The organism is Halomarina oriensis, assembly GCF_009791395.1.
Classification (GTDB): Archaea; Halobacteriota; Halobacteria; order Halobacteriales; family Haloarculaceae; genus Halomarina; species Halomarina oriensis.
Genome location: NZ_WSZK01000015.1, coordinates 572,672 through 589,978, shown reverse-complemented (window position 1 = coordinate 589,978; position 17,307 = coordinate 572,672). Strand labels below are relative to the sequence as shown.

17 protein-coding genes are annotated in these 17,307 nt (G+C 61.1%); 6 read left to right on the top strand and 11 right to left on the bottom strand.

The genetic code is table 11. The features are described from left to right. Window positions 1-22: 22 nt before the first annotated feature. Window positions 23-781 (bottom strand): 23S rRNA (uridine(2552)-2'-O)-methyltransferase, encoded by a 759-nt coding sequence (locus tag GQS65_RS09575; protein WP_158204378.1) that lies wholly within the window; start codon window positions 779-781, stop codon window positions 23-25. A 31-nt stretch (window positions 782-812) separates the two neighbouring features. On the opposite strand from GQS65_RS09575, the gene GQS65_RS09570 reads away from it, so the two are divergent. Then, a complete protein-coding gene (locus GQS65_RS09570; RefSeq protein WP_158204377.1) occupies window positions 813-2,264 on the top strand; it encodes a site-specific integrase in 1,452 nt (483 codons plus the stop codon). 212 nt (window positions 2,265-2,476) lie between these two features. After that, the gene (locus GQS65_RS09565; protein ID WP_158204376.1) at window positions 2,477-2,686 is read left to right on the top strand and encodes a heavy-metal-associated domain-containing protein; all 210 of its coding nucleotides are present in this window, start codon (window positions 2,477-2,479) and stop codon (window positions 2,684-2,686) included. Here the strand turns inward: GQS65_RS09565 and GQS65_RS09560 are convergent. Next, a complete protein-coding gene (locus tag GQS65_RS09560; protein WP_158204375.1) occupies window positions 2,683-4,983 on the bottom strand; it encodes a heavy metal translocating P-type ATPase in 2,301 nt (766 codons plus the stop codon). The two genes, GQS65_RS09565 and GQS65_RS09560, sit on opposite strands and share 4 nt — an antisense overlap. A 130-nt stretch (window positions 4,984-5,113) precedes the next feature. Between GQS65_RS09560 and GQS65_RS09555 the strand changes: the two genes are divergently transcribed. Continuing rightward, window positions 5,114-5,668 (top strand): ArsR/SmtB family transcription factor, encoded by a 555-nt coding sequence (locus GQS65_RS09555; protein ID WP_158204661.1) that lies wholly within the window; start codon window positions 5,114-5,116, stop codon window positions 5,666-5,668. Between the two features lie 75 nt (window positions 5,669-5,743). After that, complete coding sequence (locus GQS65_RS09550; protein WP_158204374.1) at window positions 5,744-6,208, top strand: hypothetical protein; 465 nt, start codon at window positions 5,744-5,746, stop codon at window positions 6,206-6,208. Window positions 6,209-6,723: 515 nt separating this feature from the next. Here the strand turns inward: GQS65_RS09550 and GQS65_RS09545 are convergent. Further along, window positions 6,724-7,104, bottom strand: coding sequence for a hypothetical protein (locus GQS65_RS09545; RefSeq protein WP_158204373.1), 381 nt, complete (start codon window positions 7,102-7,104; stop codon window positions 6,724-6,726). 183 nt (window positions 7,105-7,287) lie between these two features. Here GQS65_RS09545 and dcm point away from each other — a divergent pair, with 183 nt between their 5' ends. After that, complete coding sequence (gene dcm, locus GQS65_RS09540) at window positions 7,288-8,493, top strand: DNA (cytosine-5-)-methyltransferase (protein WP_158204372.1); 1,206 nt, start codon at window positions 7,288-7,290, stop codon at window positions 8,491-8,493. 548 nt (window positions 8,494-9,041) lie between these two features. Here dcm and GQS65_RS09535 read toward each other — a convergent pair. From GQS65_RS09535 to GQS65_RS09500, 8 genes are all read right to left on the bottom strand, one after another. Then, complete coding sequence (locus GQS65_RS09535) at window positions 9,042-9,389, bottom strand: hypothetical protein (protein ID WP_158204371.1); 348 nt, start codon at window positions 9,387-9,389, stop codon at window positions 9,042-9,044. Further along, on the bottom strand, window positions 9,386-9,643 hold the full coding sequence (locus GQS65_RS09530; protein ID WP_158204370.1) for a hypothetical protein: 258 nt from the start codon (window positions 9,641-9,643) through the stop codon (window positions 9,386-9,388). The genes GQS65_RS09535 and GQS65_RS09530 overlap by 4 nt, the downstream gene beginning before the upstream one ends. After that, window positions 9,640-10,266: a hypothetical protein gene (locus GQS65_RS09525; RefSeq protein WP_158204369.1), complete on the bottom strand. Its 627-nt coding sequence runs from the start codon at window positions 10,264-10,266 to the stop codon at window positions 9,640-9,642. Before GQS65_RS09525 ends, GQS65_RS09530 begins: the two co-directional genes overlap by 4 nt. 374 nt (window positions 10,267-10,640) lie before the next feature. Next, the gene (locus GQS65_RS09520) at window positions 10,641-11,225 is read right to left on the bottom strand and encodes a MarR family transcriptional regulator (protein WP_158204368.1); all 585 of its coding nucleotides are present in this window, start codon (window positions 11,223-11,225) and stop codon (window positions 10,641-10,643) included. A gap of 164 nt (window positions 11,226-11,389) precedes the next feature. Continuing rightward, window positions 11,390-13,906: a heavy metal translocating P-type ATPase gene (locus tag GQS65_RS09515; protein WP_158204367.1), complete on the bottom strand. Its 2,517-nt coding sequence runs from the start codon at window positions 13,904-13,906 to the stop codon at window positions 11,390-11,392. A 32-nt stretch (window positions 13,907-13,938) separates the two neighbouring features. Continuing rightward, complete coding sequence (locus tag GQS65_RS09510; RefSeq protein WP_158204366.1) at window positions 13,939-14,709, bottom strand: helix-turn-helix domain-containing protein; 771 nt, start codon at window positions 14,707-14,709, stop codon at window positions 13,939-13,941. Window positions 14,710-14,758: 49 nt separating this feature from the next. Continuing rightward, the gene (locus GQS65_RS09505) at window positions 14,759-15,037 is read right to left on the bottom strand and encodes a hypothetical protein (RefSeq protein ID WP_158204365.1); all 279 of its coding nucleotides are present in this window, start codon (window positions 15,035-15,037) and stop codon (window positions 14,759-14,761) included. Between the two features lie 720 nt (window positions 15,038-15,757). After that, window positions 15,758-16,387, bottom strand: coding sequence for a hypothetical protein (locus GQS65_RS09500; protein WP_158204364.1), 630 nt, complete (start codon window positions 16,385-16,387; stop codon window positions 15,758-15,760). 161 nt (window positions 16,388-16,548) lie between these two features. On the opposite strand from GQS65_RS09500, the gene GQS65_RS09495 reads away from it, so the two are divergent. Then, window positions 16,549-17,292 carry a DNA polymerase sliding clamp gene (locus GQS65_RS09495; protein ID WP_158204363.1) on the top strand — a complete coding sequence of 248 codons (744 nt, stop codon included), beginning with the start codon at window positions 16,549-16,551 and terminating at the stop codon, window positions 17,290-17,292. Window positions 17,293-17,307 lie beyond the last annotated feature (15 nt).

Genomic DNA, 17,307 nt, shown 5'->3' with positions numbered 1-17,307 from the left:
GCGACCGGCCCCGTCGGGCCGACTACTCCGTCTGCTCCGCGAAGCCGAAGCGCGCTTTCACGTCCGTCACACGGACCGTCACCTCGTCGTCCGTCTCGGTGTCCGGCACGAACAGCGTGTAGCCCTCGATCTTGGCGATACCGTCGCCCTCGCTGCCGACGTCCTCGATAGTCACGTCGACCTCGTCGCCCTCGCGGACGGGGGCGGTGAGTCGGCGTTTGGCGACGAGGTAGAGTTCGGAGGACTCCTTGCGCGAGGCCTTCGGGCGGACCTCCCGGACGTAGCGGAACTCGTGTTCGACGTCCGCCTTCAGGTCCGCGAGGTCCGGCCCGTCGAACACCTTGGCGACGAAGTCACCGCCCGGCGCGAGCACTTCCATCGCCGTCTCGAACGCCTGGCGAGCGAGGTGGACCGAGCGGGCGTGGTCGAGGTTGTACTCTCCGGTCATGTTCGGAGCCATGTCCGAGAGGACGACGTCCGCCTCTCCGACTCGGTCGACCAGTTCGGCCCGAACGTCCTCGTCGGTCATGTCGCCGCGAACCGTCTCGACGCCGTCGACGTCCTCGATGCGCTGGAGGTCGACGCCGACGACGGTGCCGTGGTCGCCCACCAGTTCCGCGGCGACCTGTAGCCACCCGCCGGGCGCTGCGCCGAGGTCGACGACGGTGTCGCCCGCCTCGACGAGGTGTGACTCCTCGTTCAACTGCTTCAGCTTGTACGCCGCGCGAGAACGGTAGCCCTCCTGCTTCGCGCGGTTGTAGTACATATCCTTATCTGTCATGAATACTATCTCCGTTCACAGGAATTTCAGTATGTCGGACACAGACGAGTACAGGACGCATTCTGAGGAGTATTTAGAGCGCCAGAAGGTTAAGGTGAAGGAAGAACTCCGGCCCGAACACTCAGGACGGGTTCTCGACTTTCTCTACGACCGGCGAGAGGATTTGGCCCCGAGCACCGCGAGGAACTATGCACGAGAACTGCGGTATCTCGTAGCCCACGGGTACGAGAACGAATTGCTGGCCGACGACCCGGAGGAGTGGCACTCCGAGGACTGGGAGGACGCAATCAGACGCGTCGCGAGAGAGCGAGACCTCAGCGACGGGACCAAGCGGAACACCTGCTATGCCGCCCGTGCCTTTGCGGACTGGTCGAACAAGTCCCCTGCCGACAAATCGGAGATTAGCGCACCGAAAATCGAACACTCGAAAATCGACGAGGAGTGGGTGCTGAAGCCCGAGGAGGTCACCGAACTCATCGAAGCTACCCACACTGAACGTGACGCCGCCCTCATCGCGGTGATGTACGAAGCGGCGCTCAGACGGACCGCCGCCGTTCAGTTGGACATCCGCGACTACCGTACCGAGCGTTTCGCCCGGATTCGCCTCCCCCACAAGACGGGCGTGAAGACGGGCGAGGGACGGGAGAGGCCGCTGAGTTGGAGCAAAGGGTATCTCGACCGCTGGTTGAACAACCACCCCACACCAGACGAACCAGAGGCCCCGCTCTTCTGCTCGATTCGAGCGGGCCGCGACGAGGGTGAACGGCTGTCCTCTCACGCGATATACACGATGATTAAGCGGACAGCCAGTCGGAGCGACATCGACTCCGCTCGTATCCATCCCCACGCGCTCAGGCACGCTCGTGCGACCGAGATGCGGAAGATGGACTGGCTCGACAAACGTGACATCGAGACCGTGATGGGGTGGACCGATGATACGCCGATGCACGGACGCTACACCCACACGACGGCGACCGAGGACGCCGAGGTAACGGCGAAACGGATGGGCGTTCAGATTGACGACACCGAAGAGGAGACGATGAAGGAGTGCCCCCGATGTGGGGCCATCCTCCCGCCGGGGGGCCGGTACTGCGCAAGCTGTACCCTCCGGGTGACGGAAGAGCCGCCGGAGTGGTGGGAGTACTTCTCGCGGATTGCCGATGAGAACGACCCTGTGATACAGCAGTACAATCGTCGGAAGGGAAGCGCGCCGCCGTACGCACGCCTCCCCAAGTCCGAGTTCGAACACGTCAAGAAGGCGTTCATGCGCGCAACCCTGCTGATGGACAGCGAACAGGGGCTCGATACCGACCTCAGCGATTCGGAGGTTGAGGACATCTTCTCGACCTTCTTGGTCGGGGACGAGGCGATGGCCGAGAACTACCTCGAAAACGAGAGCGAGTACCGGCTGACGGAGAACATCGAAGATTACACCCTCGAAGAACTGGAGGAGCTTGCCGAGGAACACGCTGAGGGCGACTAACGCCACTCACACCGCGTTATGTAATGGGCGAATCTAACAGCTTCTCGCCGCGACCGGCGTACACCTTCCCCAACAACGCTCGCCTCGGACCCATCTTGAGATGTATCAAGCGTTCGCTGGGGGCGTCACCCGTCCATCGAGCGGTTCATCTGTGTTCTACCGCTACAACGTTCATCGTAAGTCTGATTCCCGCGAAGCTCGGAGATACGTCTATGGTACAACGCCGAAGTATCGAGGTCACAGGGATGTCCTGTAACGGATGCGAGCGCAACGTCGAGAAGGCACTGAAGAACGTAGGCGGAGTCCGCCGCGCCGAAGCGGACCACGAGGCGGGTGCGGTCGAAGTCGTCGTTGAAGACGATGTGAGCGACGACGACCTCGGAACCGCCATCCACGATGCTGGCTACGAGGTCGTCGCTTAGGCCGTCTTCATTTCAGCACCAGCAGACGCGTCCGTATCGACCGCAGAGGTGTCGGACTCGGCGGTGAAGTCCGTATTGAGGCGCTCGCCCCGAAGCAACTGCCCCGCGAAGCTGTTTACGAGGACGACCGAGACGGAGAGGACCATCGCAATCATCGCGAACACCGGGTGGACGAGGCCCGTCGTCGCGGCGGCCACGCCGATACCGTTGAACGAGAACGCGGCCAGCAGGTTCTGCTTCGTCTTCCGATAACTGCTCTTACCAATCTCGTAGGAATCCATCACACCACCGAGCCGGTCGCCCATCAACACGATGTCCGCCGACTCGATGGCGATGTCAGTGCCCGCGCCGATGGCGATGCCGATGTCGGCTTGCGTTAGCCCGGGCGCGTCGTTGATGCCGTCCCCGACCATCGCGACGCGTTCACCGCCCTCCTGTAATCGTCGTATCTCGTCGCGCTTGTCGTCGGGAAGCACGTCGGCCATCACTCGGTCGATACCGACCGTCTCTGCGACGGCAGTCGCAGTTCGTTCGTTATCGCCGGTAATCATCACGGGTGTGATTCCGGCGTCCTTCATCCGTTCGACGGTCTCTGCGGCGTCGTTCTTCACGGGGTCACCGATGGCAACGAGGCCGACGACCGTCTCATCCACGGCGACGCAGACGACGGTATAGCCTCGTGCTTGGAGGCGGTCGATGTCGTCCCGGGCAGTAGTCATATCGATGCCCTCCTCGGTGAGCCACCCGGGTTTTCCAACGAGAATCCGCATTTCATCTACCTCTGCCCGAATCCCCTTCCCGGTCACACTGTCGAACTCGTCTGGGTCGGGGAACTCGACGCCACGTTCGTCTGCGCAATCGAGAATGGCATCCGCGAGGGGGTGTTCGCTAAACGCCTCCGCACTGGCCGCTCGTGTTAACACATCGGATTCGTTGCCATCGAATGCGACAACCTCCTCGACGGCAGGCTCACCCTTGGTGATGGTTCCGGTCTTGTCGAGGACGATGGTGTCCACGTCTTGGAATATCTGGAAGGCATCCCCGCTCCGCATCAGAATTCCCCGGTTCGCGGCGAGCCCGCCACCTCGAATGAGTGCAAGCGGCGTCGCCATCCCAAGCGCACACGGGTACCCGAGAACGAGGACGGCCAGCGCCGCGAACGCACCACGCTGGACGTTCGCCTCCGTCCCGAACGGGCCGCCTGACCAGACGACAGGGACGAGTATCCAGAACAGGAAAGACGCGACTGCGATGGTGAGGACGCCCGGGACGAAGTACTTCAGCACGCGGTCTGCTAACTGGACGACGCCGGGTTTCATCGTCCTCGCTTCCTCAACTTGCCTCGCAACTTGATTCAGGAACGCGTCGTCGCCGGTCGCAGTTACTTCCACGAGGAGTGTCCCAGTTTCGTTGACGCTTCCACCAATCACCTCGTCGCCCGGTCCCTTGTCCACTGGGACAGACTCGCCCGTCGCGACGCTCTCATCTACGGCGCTTTCGCCTTCGAGTACTGTGCCATCAACGGGGATGCTCTCTCCGGGTTTGATGCGCACGTGGTCGCCCGATTCCAGTTCGTCCACCTCGACTTCTTCGACCTCACCGTCGCGAACGCGACGGGCGGTGTCGGGCTGAAGGTCAAGTAGGCCCTGTACGGCTCGTGATGCCCGTGTACGGACGATGAGGCTGGTGTACTCCGAGAGGATGTGATACGTCGTGATGAACACCGAGACAGCGAAGAAGTGGACTGTTGGGAACGTCGGAAAGACGAACAGGCCGAGGAAGCCGCCAAGCAGTCCGGCGAATGCCCCGGCTTCGAGGAGTACGTGCTGGTTGAAGATGCGGCGTCGGAGGCTGTTGTACGCCTTCTCGGTGATGTAGCGCCCGGGACCGAACATCGTTCCGAGTGCGAGGCCCAGCGTCACGAGGTCCATCCAGAGCGCCTGCGATTCGAAAGTCCCCCGGACGAATATCATGAACAGCATCAGCCCGGCGGTCGCGATGGCCGCCGCGCCCGAGAGCGTCAATCGGCGGGTGGCCTGCTCGACTTCTCGCTGTTGCTCTTCGAATCGTTTCTGCTTGTCCGGGTCGCGGATGGTGTACCCGAGGTCTCGGAGCGTGTCCTTGAGGTCGACCTCGGCCAGCACGCCGCTATCGTACCGGATTCGGACCTCTTCGTGGGCGAGACTGACGTTCACCTCCTCGACGCCCTCCGTTCGCTCGTACGCCTTGCGGATGCTCTCGGCGCAGAACGAACACGACATCCCCCCGATGTCGTACTGGACGTGTGTGGTACTCATCGTGGGATAGACTTGGAGTGGAACAGTGAAAGGCGTTATGATGAGAGTTGTAATAGTAGCATCCAAATTCTATAGGTTGAAGGAGGTTGCGACAGCCTTAGGGTACTCACTCCCGTACTCGGTGGCAAGGATGTCTCTCCTCGAAACTGACGTTCCAGTGCGGAACGTCATCACGACTGCCCCGGAGAAGGCCAAGGCGTTGGAGAACGACGTACGCGCGAAGATTCTCGATATGCTGGCCGACCGCGAGATGACCATCAGCGAGATTCACGAGGAACTGAAGCGACGTGGGGAGGAGAAGGTAGAGACAACAGTACGTCACCACGTCAACGTTCTGAAAGACGCTGGTCTCGTCGAAATCGCTCGGCTCGAAGACGCCAGCGGTGGGACGCTCAAATACTACAAATCGAACACGCGCGTGTTCGCGTACGACCTCCCTGAAGGTAGTGACGAAGCACTCACCGGGGCACAGGAGACTGCACGGGAGGGGGTCGTTTCGCTGGTCGAACAGTTGTACCGCGAACACGGCGAGGCCATCGAAGGCGTCGCCCGGGAGATGAAGCCGTGCGAGTACTGCGAGACTCAGCACTACGAGGAGTTCATCGTTCGCGAGCTACTCAACCGGGCACTGACTGAAATCAGCGAAGACGAGACGTTCGACGAATTGGTCGAAAACGTCGAGTAACGCGATTTGGACGACGAAGATGAGTTGTTGTGTTGAGTAGCACTAAAACCGTTATCGCCATTCGCACCTGTCTTTGTGTCGCGCGAGGTCAACGAGCTTCTCGCCGCGACCGACGTACACTTTCGTGCTACAGAAGGTGCATCGAACCCATCCCGGGTCATCCTCTACTGGCTCGTATCCGGCGGCCTCAAGGTCGAAACGCGTATCCATAGACATCGAAATGCAAACCGGGTGCAAACGTCCGAGTTCGGTGCAAAAGGGTTGGGGTCGAAAGAAGATGTCTGCTTGATACTGGTCAGTCTCGACCGTTCAGGCGTGACTCGTGAGATTCGCTACAAGGTCGGCGTGTTCGAGGTCGTTCTGGTGGAGGCCCCGGATGATGTTCCGAGGCCGTGGGATGAGGTACGGTGCGAGTGCGAGGAATGGTCACAGAACCAGCGGAACGTGATGATGCAGACGGAGGCCGAGACGAAGTGCCGCCATATCCACGAAGCCGAACTCTATCACATCTATCGTCAGCGAGTCAGCCCGGTGGAGTAGCTCCCTAACAGAGAGCCGGTCGTACTAACAGGGATTGTTAGGTGTTGAGCAGTCAATTTATATACTCTTACACTACCAGACCTAACAAAGTTGTTAGGTCGGATGTTGGTGGTTTTGTTGGTGTGAGGGTAGAAAAACGGGTTTAGAGAGATAGGGTCGGCTCTAACGGAAGCACACTAACACAACTTCACTTGACTTTTCAACAAGTCAAGGTTACGTTGACCCCTCGTTCAGGGCGGTTTTCGGGGCTGACCTAACAAACTCGGGTGGTTCGCACCTAACAACTTTGATAGGAGCGGGAGGGCTCGTTAGGAGGGTCGATGGGCTTCCGTTCCCATCCACTCAGCCTGTGTACTACCAACTACGGACAACTACCGTAAATATGTTTAGTTAGTTAGTGTTTCGAGGTTGGACCAGTTCTGGAGCGCGTTCGGAGGTGGTCAGACTGTTTACAGTACTGCGGTTGTGAACACGCGTTCTACGTGGATAGTCGATAAAACTCGGGAGTACGTAGGCTACTCCTCGTTGGAGACTGTGACGAGAAGCCGGTCGATACCCTCATCCAGCGATGTCGAGTGCGCGACTCGGCTTGCCTTCCCTTCCCGGGGAGGTTTGAAGAAGACCGTTTCGTGGCCGAGGGCGGTAGTACGGAACAGTTCCGGCTCGATGCTGACGGTGAAGAGGTGGTCATCGAGACGAACAGTGCGGGCGCGTTCTGCGACTGCATGAATGCGGTCGGGGTCCGCATCGGTGTCCGCGTGAATGGAGAGTATCAGCTGGCCGTCCAAGAGCGGTTCTTTGAGGGCCAGTATGCTGACGACGCCACTCTCGATGAGGTCTGTTGCGAGGGTGCGGAACGATTCGGCGGGGCTTTCAGGATGGTTTGCGGTTGCCATCGTCCACCACTACGAAGCTGGCGTATATAATTCTTGTCGGAATATTTGACTTACCATATAACTATAATATAGTACTGTTTATATAGTAGACCCCTCTTCCGCCAAGTTATAACTAAAATATCACTTATAGTGCGGTCCGTTAGTCCCCGGTGAATCTAAGAGTCAGTCTGCCAGACGGTTTGTATGGCCCCCAAGGTTCTCGACTTGTTCTGCGGTGCAGGCGGCTTCTCCCTCGGTTTCCACCGCGCAGGGTTCGAGGTGGTCGGAGCCATCGATTATGAGCCAGCGGCCCTCGAAACGTTCCGATTGCACCACGATACGCTCGCCGTACCCGCAGACCTCTCTCGTTTGCTCGACGATGGCGGCCCAACTGGAGAGGACCTCCTCGACCTCGTTGGTCTCACCCCGGCTGACGTGGACGTTGTAATTGGGGGGCCGCCCTGTCAAGGCTATAGCCAGAGTAGCGACCGAGACCCTGACGACCCGATTAACGACCTCGTATGGACGTTCCTCGAAGTTGTTGAAGCCGCCGATGCACACGCGTTCGCGATGGAGAACGTCCCCGGGCTCCTCGAACACAAGGGGGGCGAAACGATGGCCGCGCTCGTCGAGTGCGCGGACTCGCTTGGATACAACGTCGCATACGAGGTCCTGAATGCGGCTGATTTCGAAGTTCCGCAGAACCGCCATCGGGTTATCTTCTTCGGGGTCAGGGGTGGAGAACCAACGCATCCCGAACCGCTGGGTGGTGAGCCAATCCCCGTACAGGAGGCGCTTAGTCAGGTTACTGGAGAGTTGTTACCGGATAACGAGTGGACAGACCATAGGCCGACGACGGTCGAGAAAATAGCGCAACTAAACGTGGGGGAGAGTCTCCACGGAAAGCACCGTCAAGTACGGCTTGACCCAACGAAACCGGCGCGCACGATAACCGCATCGAATCGTCACATCCACCCGTTCGAGGACCGGGAGTTGAGTATTCGCGAGTGCGCTGTGCTTCAGTCGTTCCCGCCGACGTACGACTTTGCCGGATGGGAAAACCGCGACGCTCGAACGCGACAGGTAGGGAACGCGGTTCCGCCGAAGCTCGCAGAACACATCGCGTACGCTCTGCTGAAATCCCTCTGGGAAGTGACCGACCGCGTTCCTACTGATTCTGTAAGAACGAGTTCGAAGCAAATTGCAGGCCCCACTGGTCGGCTTACGGAACGAGAGGTGGAAGCCACACTGTTGCGGGCGGGTGGGTTAACGTGGGAACAGGTGGGAGATGAAATGGGGATTACGTACAAAACTGCGTCCACACACTACTATCGGGCAAGGGAGAAAGCGGAGATGGCACGTGAGACATTTGCGGTATTCGAGCGTCTCAATCTGGGTGAACGCGACTGACTTCTGCCCACGTCTTCGCCTCACCCATCGGCGTTTCAACGTCGTTCAGCGGATGTTCTCGAATCCACTGGTAGCAATCTGGGCAGACGGGTGCGAGGCCGTCGGCGGCGGGATGTTTGAGTGCCCGGGCGGTGCTGGCCGGAACGACCTCAGCGCATTTCCAGAGGCGTCCGCCCTCAGCGCGGTCACACGCACAGCGAACTGTCGGTTCACGTTCGACCGTTCCGGCACGAGCTTCCCACGCTCGGGCACACTCAGCGCAGAGGTGGAGAGACGCGTCGGCCACGGGGTCTCGGTCGTCAGAAACGACCCGGGCGCTCTCGCCAGTACAATCGGCCCCGCAAAGCGCACGTTCGTTATCGTAGAACCGGATGTGTTCCGGCACGTCGCGAACGAGTTCGAGAGCGTGGCTCATCGAGACACCCAATCAGGACCCATCCCTGCTGATTCCCGAGCGGCGCGTCTCCTATGACGCACGAACCCCCGGAGTTTCTGCGTCAGTACGGGAGAAACGGGTCTGTGTAGGACTGCTTTCATCGGGAGTCGGGTTATTCGTCGTCTTCCCACGGAATCGGGATGCGGTCGGCCCCGAGTTCGTCGGCCTCGCTCACAGGCACCCATGAGTAGATGCGCCGGAGGAGCGGAAGCCCCTCGTCGCGCGCGGTCTCGATAGCGGACTCCAGAGCATCTCCGAACTCGTCGAACGGGCCACCGCCGTGGTCGAGAAAGAGGGTCTGATGGTGGCGAGACATCACTCGATATTCGTCGTCCGACCGAACGAAGAGTATCTCCACGATAGCGTCGCGCTCCTCGTTGGTAACCTCGATGTCTCCGGGCACGTCCTCGGGGACACTCCCGTGGACTGCGACCCGAGTCATATACTCGTCGTCGCTCATTCGTCCGCCTCTCGCGAGCGTGGCGTGAACGACACGTCGAACACGGTTTTACAATCCGTGCAGTAGACCGCTGTTTCCGTGGCGTATTTTCGCCTATGCAACTCAGCATCGTACTCGCCCTCCCAGACCTCCCGGGATTCAATCGACACGTCGCGCGAATCGACCAGTTGCAGGCGCGAGGGGAAGTCCTCGTCTCCACAGTGCGGGCAAATCCAGACAACGTGCTCCCATAGGGTGGTTTCGATGTCGCTCATTCCTTTTCCTCGCGCTTCTCGAACCGAACGTCGAAGTCACACCCGCAGTCAGAGCAAATAACGACTGGTGTAGTCAGCCGGTTCGCGGCGTCGTAGGCGGCCTCATCGAATCCCCCGTCGTCGGGCCAAATATCGTCCTGCGAGACCGAAGGGTCACGGTCGTCGAGCGGCCCCAGTTCGCCCCCGCATTCTGGACAGTCCCACTTGGCGAGTTCCCAACGCGCCGTACGGGACCGGGGTGAATCATCAGTCATAATTAAAGAATCACCCTGAAGACGAGAAGCTCCGGCCACGTCAGCAATCCGAACCAGATACCAGCCAGATACGGCGGGAGCAGGATTGCGGCCCACAATATGACTGCCAGCCCCCCCGAGGATTCCAGCGTCCGCCATCTGCGACTCCCACGCCAATCCGATGGCGGTCGGGTAGACCATCATCAGGTCGAAGATGTGGGGCCAAATCGTCGCAAGCACCTCGCCCGGCTCAAACGCAGGGATGAGGTGTGCCATCGCCCACATCATCGCGGTTCCGAGCGACCCCCAGACGATGATTTTGGGAGTGAAATAGCCGATGAAGGCCACGCCGACGATGCCCGTCACGAGGACCGTTACGAGTTCGAGCATCTACGTCAGCACCTCGGATTGGAGGCAGTCGTCACAGTGCGCGCCGAGGTCAAGGACTCCCCGGGCGTCGCGGACGAGAGCCGGGTAACAATCGTGGCTTCCACACTCCGGGCACGTCCCATCGAGCGCGGTCTCGTGGCTGATGCGTTCTACATCGCGAACCATACGTGATAGGTCGCTGACGGTGGATGTTAGAGCACTATCTTCACACTGACACTTGTCGGTCGATAGAAACCCGCTGATGCTTCCTAATCTCCAACGAAGTGAAAACCGAAGACAGGTGACGAACGCGACGGGGTACTGTACCGAGTGCAGTTGGACGACGGAGAGGAGGTGGACTTTCGTTGGCGTGACCTGCGGCCGTTTTGAAACACTCAGGCAGACGAGTCTGGTTCGCGCTGGGCTTCTCGGAGATACTCGCCCACGTCGATTCCGTGGTCCTCCAGCGCCGCGCGAAGTGCCCGGAGGTAGAATTCGGCGGCCTCATTCCACTCGTCGCTGTACGTCTCGATGTCGTTCAGTCGGTCTTGCACGGCGTCGATTCGCTCATGGAGGTCGTCCTCGGGGTCGGACGCTGAGAGCACGTCAAGTCGCCGTTGATGGCGGTCCAGCCGGTCGCGTACCTCTCGCATCTCCGATTCCACGTCAAGGACTCCCTCCGTCGAATCGCCGTCGTCGCGGAGGATTCTGAGCAATCCGCGCTCGATTTCTTTCCGCGCAAGGCCGGTGAGGTGCGCCACCTTCGGCGGCCTTCGGTCCCCGTACCCCTCGTCCGCGTACGAAATCTCGATTAGTTCGAGGTCCTCCAACCGCTGGAACCGGTGGTTAGCCACGTCCCGCGAGAGGCCAGTCCGTTGGCGGATTTCGGTCATCGTCGCTTCGCCGCCGTAGTACTCGACGGCGCGGAGGAAGCGGGCGGCCTGCCGGTCGATGTGACGGGCGAGGTTCGGGTCGGTCATAGCGGTGGTCTGTTCGCGCGGTGCAAAGGAGCACCTTCACCCCGGGATAACCGTTCAGCCTGCGTGGACGACGCCGAACGTGTGAACACGGTGATTTCCCCGTGTATGAGAACTCCCGACCCCTCTCTATGGGCCTCGCCCATGAACGACGCCTACGACAGACATCAGCGGAACCGCTCTGGGGTCAACCGCGAGAGACGCATCGCGTTCCCTGTCACGCCGATACTCATCCCCATATCACCGACGAGTACCGCGAGCGCGACGCTAACGTAGCCGAGCGGCACGCCGAGGGCGAGCAGGAATTTCACACCAAGGCTCGACCAGATGTTCTGACGTATCACCCCGTTCGCCTTGTGCGAGAGCCCGTACAGGTACGGGAGCTTCGCGAGGTCGTCGCCCATCAGCGCGATGTCAGCGGTCTCGATGGCCGTGTCCGTGCCTGCCGCGCCCATCGCGATGCCCACAGTCGCAGTCGCGAGCGCGGGTGCGTCGTTGATACCATCACCGACCATCGCCACGCCGTCGTACTCCTCTTTGAGTTCCTCTATCGCGCTGACCTTCTCCTCGGGTAGGAGTTCCCCTCGATAGTCGTCAATCCCCAACTGCTGGGCAATCGCCTGCGCCGTCCGCTCGTTGTCGCCGGTCAGCATCACGACCTCGACGCCCTGTTCCTGCAACTTCTCGACAGCGCGTTTGGCCTCGGGCCGCACCTCGTCAGCGATGGCGATGAGACCCGTCACCTCGTGGTCAGTGCCGACCACGACGATGGTCTTCCCTTCCGCCTGCAGTTTGGGTACCAACTCGTCGTGGAGGTTCACGCACTCGCCCCGGTCACACCGCTCAGTCGCGCCCTCAACGGCGACTCCGCCGTCAGTGCTGTAGTGCGAGTGGTCCAAGTCTAACCCGAGTTCTTTGAAGAGTCCGGGTTTCCCAGCGTAGTAGGTCGTATCGTCGAGCGTCGCGCGAACGCCCTTGCCGGTGATGCTCTCGAAGTCGGTCACGTCCGTCCCCGCTACGTCCGCATCCTCGGCGTGGTCGATGATGGCCGTCGCAATCGGGTGTTCGCTCCGCTGTTCGAGCGAGCGGGCGGTCCGAAGTACGTCCGATTCGGCGTTCCCGTTCAGGGGGACGACATCCGTCACCGTGAGTTCGCCCTTCGTGAGCGTCCCCGTCTTGTCCGTCGCGACCGCCTCGACTGCGCCCATCGCTTCGAGGTGGTTGCCGCCCTTGATGAGGACGCCGTTCTTCGCGGCACTCGTAATCGCGGAGACCACGCTGACGGGCGTGCTGATGACGAACGCGCACGGACAGGAGATGACGAGAAGCGTGAGTCCGCGTACGAACCACGTCTGCCAGCCGAGCCCGAACGCTAACGGAGGGATGGTCATCGTGAGGATTGCCAGCCCGACGACGATTGGCGTGTAGTAGTCCGCGAACCGCTCCACGAACTGCTCGCGCTCGGTCTTGTTGCTCTGGGCGTCCTCGACCATCTCGACAATCTTCGCGATGGTCGTGTCCGACGCCGCAGAGGTCGCTCGCACTTCGAGATACCCGTCCTCGTTGATGGTGCCCGCGAAGACTTCATCCTCGGTGGTCTTGTCCACGGGCACGCTCTCGCCGGTAATCGGGGCCTGATTAACTGCACTTTCACCCTCGATGACTTGGCCGTCCACAGGGATTTTCTCCCCGGGGCGGACGATGACGGTATCTCCGACCTCCACCTCGTCAACGGGGATGGTTCGTTCCTCACCGTCCCGCCGGACCGTCGCCTCGTCGGGCGAGAGGTCCATCAGTTCGCGCAGGGAGTTCCGTGCGCGGTCCATCGAGTACGTCTCCATCAACTCCGCGATGCTGAACAGGAACGCGAGCGTCGCCGCCTCCTCGTAGAGCCCGATGGCGGTCGCACCGATGATGGCCGTCCCCATCAGCAGGTCGATGTCGAGGTTCAGGTTCTTGGCCGAGTAGTAGCCGTTGCGAACGACGGGTACCCCGGCGAACGCGACTGCCAGCAACAACGCTACGTCCGCGACGGTGAACCCGTATTCGAGAACCGTGACGACGGTCGTGTTCAGTCCCGTGAGAATGAACTCGACGAGGAGACCGATTGCGACGAACGCGCCGCTCGCCCACGTCTTCATCGCGCGACTGCTCGTCCAGACATCGCTGGGCGGTGCCATCCCCCCGGAATCGGTCTCGGCGGAGGTGCCGTCCGCATTCGTCACCTCATACCCTGCGCCCTCAATCGCCGCGATAATCTCCCCGTGCGAGAGCTTCGAAGAATCGTAGGTGACGCTCACCGTGCCCGCTGTGGGTCGAGTTTCGCGTTCGGTCACTCCGTCGAGCTTCCCGAGCGCGTTCTCGACCTTGCCAGCGCACGACGCACAATCCATCTCGGGGACGGTGAACTTCGCCGTTTGGTGTCCACCGCTGTTCTCAACTTTGTACCCCGCGTTCTCTACGCGGTCAACGATGGCCTCGCGACTGGTCGTCGCCGGGTCGTACGCAACGCTGAGCGTTCCGGTAGTTGGCTTCGGAGTTACCTCGGTCAATCCATCGAGCCGCTTCACGCTCTTGGTGACCTTCTCCGCACAGGATGGACAGTCCATCTCGGGTACAGAGAGCGTGACCGTCTCCTGCACCGCCTGTCGGCCCGTCGAAGCCGACTCCGACTCATCACTCATACGAAAAACTGGACGCGGGACGGGGTTATCGATTACCTTTGGCGCACGCCAACTTCGACCGATTCCGATGGGGCGTCGATGAACCCGGCGTCTCCCCCGACAAACGAGGTGGCTAACTGAGCCTCGGCTCGCCGGAGCCGATAGGAGAGCGTCGAACGAGGCATCTCCAGTCTCTCGGCCAGTTCCCCGAGTTCTATGCCGCGCGGAGTCTCATAGTAACCGTGTTTCACGGCGGCGGTCAGTGCCTCGGTCTGCTCAGCCGACATCGAGGTGCCGTCTGGTGGGCTGGTGACCGACGGGTCGATGCCGGAGATACGAACGAACTCGATGTCCGTACAGCGACAGAGTTCCTCCCGAAGCGCGTCGTGGAACTCGCTGATGTTCGCATCGTCAGGCGCGATGACGCGCCATTCATACCGCCGCTCGGAGCGGTGCGTCTCGAACAGCAATCCGTCACCCAGATGGTCGAGTGCGAGGTGCGGAACGGACGTACACGCGCGGGCTTTCGACCACCGCGAGTAGACGACGAGGGTATCCTCGTCACGGTCGAGAACGGTGTTATCGCATTCGGCCCCGCAGTCCTGAGTTGCCAGACAGTCCGTGCAGTGCTCGGGGTCGAGGAAGACGGTTTCAATCGCGTTCAGCGCGGCCTGCGACCCGGTTACGTGGTCAACGCGCCAGACGCTGGAGGACGTGACGTGGCAGGAAAGCGACCGGATTTGTGCGTCCGGGTACTGTGCAAGCGCATCTGCGATTGCGTTGCACCCCGGGTCGTAGTCGAGCGCGAAGACGAATTCCTTCATGTTCTCGGGTTCGAGCCGCGAATACTAAACTGAGTCGCTGGAAAGGGGGTTAAATCGGGTCGTCGGGGTCGTGTTCGTCTGCCATTCGCGTTGCTTCGGTGGCGTACTGCTCGCGGAGTTCCGTCTCGTTAACGCTACCGAGGTTGTCGGGGTCAACGTCGAGTGCGGCGGTCGTATCTCGGGTATCCGTGAAGCTCGTGAGGGCGCGTTCTTTTCTGAAGTACTGCGTGCCGTCCGGTGTTGCGTAGACGAGGATGATGAGGTTCTGCTCATCATCTGAGTACGTTCGTTCGACCAGCCAGACGCGAACCGAATTCTCGCTTGACATAATTACGTGGTGCGGAGAGAGTGTGAAAGCAGTTGTGTTAGTCGAAGCGGCGTATATCCGACTTTCCTCTGGCAGAGGATGACACAGCGGGGGTGTATATGATTGAGTTTCCCGATGATGAGAGCCGCACCAACAACTACTGAATCATCCTCGATTTCGACTCGGCCCGAGGTGACCGATGCGGTCAAGCCCCTGTTTGGTGGTGGCCGCGACGGAAAATAGTGTGATGGCTTCTGGAACTCGGTAGTGCGCTTCGGAGCGGTTCGTCGCTGACAGGCGGCGGATGAACTGATTATGCTCCTCGACGTGTATGCCCTCAAACGGGTGGCTTGTAAACTCCAAACTGCCGAAGTATGCTTACGACCCCACTACCAGTCCAGCGAACGAGTCCCCTCCCTCGGAGCACCAATACGCCCCGCCCCCGAACTACCGTTGCCGAGGAGGAGTAGGCAGGGTAGCTTGCTGGCAAATCAACTTCCGTCTCTCGCCTGCGGACCACCACGTCCCTCCCATACGTGGCGTCCATCTCCTCGGCGTTCTGAAGTCCGTTCTCACCGCTTCGACGGCATAGTATAGGTAACAAGACGGCAAGGATTGTTGTAGTAGTCGTCCTTGCGCGCCATTTCCCTCGCGTAGACGACGCGAGTGGATACGCCCTTCGTTCGACCGTCGGCCGCCGTCCGTGGCTCTCGCCGTCCCGTCCGACCGGCGCTGTCGCGTTCAGTCCCCGTCGCTCCGACCACGCCGAGCGAGCGCGTAGGCACCGCCGAGGACGCCGCCGAGCGCCGCCACCGGGCCGAACCCCGGACCGATGGCTCCCGACCCGTCACCACTGCCTGGGTCGCTCTCCCTGGTGAAGTTGTAGCGGACACGGCCCTCGCTCGACCGGACGTTCTCCATCTGGACGTTGAGGAAGCCGCCGCCCGAACACGTCGACTGGTTGTTGACGACGAACAGGTCGCCGGTGGTGAACTCCGTATCCTGCGGGAGGGCGACCGAGGACGGGATGACCTCGTAGGAGTCCTCTGCCCCGGCGTTGACCGTGTCGACGAGCTTCGCGTTGAACGCCCGTGGGTCCGACGGCGACCAGTTCTCGGCGCTACAGCTCTCGATGCCGTCGTAGCTGACGTCGAGTTCGTCGTCGAGTTTCAACAGGAACCCGGTGTAGTCCTCGTCGGCGCTGATGGACCCGGTCTCGGGGATGATGCCGGGAACCGCTATCGACGCCCCTCCACCGTCGCTCCCGTTGTCCTGTGCGGCGGCGACGCCGCTCCCGGCCGTGAGCGCGGCGACGCTCGTCCCGGCGGTCACGAGCATGCGACGACGACTGACGGCGGTGTCGCTGTCCATACAGCATCCGACTCGCGCCACTCGTTTGACTGTTGGGCCCGCGTGGTCCGGTTTCCGCGTCGACGGTGGTCGGCGAGCGTGTCCTCGCTCGCTCGGCTCGCGCCCGCCTGCGTGCGAGTCAATCGTTTAGGTTTTTAACCCATCCCCAGTTACTCGTTCGTATGTTCAAGGCTATCGTGAGTTCGGGGACGCTCCGGGCGGCGCTCGACTCCGTCGGCGTGCTGGTCGAAGAGTGCAAGATTCGGCTCGACGAGGACGAGCTCACGATTCGTGCGGTCGACCCCGCGAACGTGGGGATGGTCGACCTTTCGCTCTCCCCTGCGGCGTTCGAGTCCTACGAGACGGACGGCGGCGTCATCGGCGTCGACCTCTCGCGGCTCGAAGAGATGGTGAAGATGGCGAGCGCCGACCAGCTCGTCCACCTCGAACTCGACGAGGAGACGCGAAAACTCCACATCAGCATGGAAGGGCTGGAGTACACCCTCGCCCTCATCGACCCCGACTCCATCCGGCAGGAACCGGACCTCCCGGACCTCGACCTCGCCGCCGAAATCGTCCTCGAAGGGAGTCACATCGACCGCGCCGTCAAGGCCGCCGACATGGTCTCCGAGCACATCGTCCTCGGCGTCGACGAGGACGACGAGCACTTCTACGTCGAGGCGCAGGGCGACACCGACGACGTCCACTTCGTCCTCGACCGCGAGGACCTCATCGACCTCACCGCCGGCGACGCCCACTCGCTGTTCAGTCTCGACTACCTCAAGGAGATGAACAAGGCCATCCCGAAGGACGCCGAGGTCACCGTCGAACTCGGCGAGGACTTCCCCGTCAAGATGCACTTCGACATCGCCGAAGGGCAGGGCAACGTCACCTACATGCTCGCGCCGCGCATCCAGAGCGACTGACTCTCCGTCAGTTCC

Bases quoted from the DNA above. Each gene is read 5' to 3' on its own strand.
- GQS65_RS09575 (WP_158204378.1), bottom strand. From the start codon at position 781: ATGACAGATAAGGATATGTACTACAACCGCGCGAAGCAGGAGGGCTAC.
- GQS65_RS09570 (WP_158204377.1), top strand. From the start codon at position 813: ATGTCGGACACAGACGAGTACAGGACGCATTCTGAGGAGTATTTAGAG.
- GQS65_RS09565 (WP_158204376.1), top strand. From the start codon at position 2,477: ATGGTACAACGCCGAAGTATCGAGGTCACAGGGATGTCCTGTAACGGA.
- GQS65_RS09560 (WP_158204375.1), bottom strand. From the start codon at position 4,983: ATGAGTACCACACACGTCCAGTACGACATCGGGGGGATGTCGTGTTCG.
- GQS65_RS09555 (WP_158204661.1), top strand. From the start codon at position 5,114: ATGTCTCTCCTCGAAACTGACGTTCCAGTGCGGAACGTCATCACGACT.
- GQS65_RS09545 (WP_158204373.1), bottom strand. From the start codon at position 7,104: ATGGCAACCGCAAACCATCCTGAAAGCCCCGCCGAATCGTTCCGCACC.
- dcm (WP_158204372.1), top strand. From the start codon at position 7,288: ATGGCCCCCAAGGTTCTCGACTTGTTCTGCGGTGCAGGCGGCTTCTCC.
- GQS65_RS09535 (WP_158204371.1), bottom strand. From the start codon at position 9,389: ATGAGCGACGACGAGTATATGACTCGGGTCGCAGTCCACGGGAGTGTC.
- GQS65_RS09530 (WP_158204370.1), bottom strand. From the start codon at position 9,643: ATGAGCGACATCGAAACCACCCTATGGGAGCACGTTGTCTGGATTTGC.
- GQS65_RS09525 (WP_158204369.1), bottom strand. From the start codon at position 10,266: ATGCTCGAACTCGTAACGGTCCTCGTGACGGGCATCGTCGGCGTGGCC.
- GQS65_RS09520 (WP_158204368.1), bottom strand. From the start codon at position 11,225: ATGACCGACCCGAACCTCGCCCGTCACATCGACCGGCAGGCCGCCCGC.
- GQS65_RS09515 (WP_158204367.1), bottom strand. From the start codon at position 13,906: ATGAGTGATGAGTCGGAGTCGGCTTCGACGGGCCGACAGGCGGTGCAG.
- GQS65_RS09510 (WP_158204366.1), bottom strand. From the start codon at position 14,709: ATGAAGGAATTCGTCTTCGCGCTCGACTACGACCCGGGGTGCAACGCA.
- GQS65_RS09505 (WP_158204365.1), bottom strand. From the start codon at position 15,037: ATGTCAAGCGAGAATTCGGTTCGCGTCTGGCTGGTCGAACGAACGTAC.
- GQS65_RS09500 (WP_158204364.1), bottom strand. From the start codon at position 16,387: ATGGACAGCGACACCGCCGTCAGTCGTCGTCGCATGCTCGTGACCGCC.
- GQS65_RS09495 (WP_158204363.1), top strand. From the start codon at position 16,549: ATGTTCAAGGCTATCGTGAGTTCGGGGACGCTCCGGGCGGCGCTCGAC.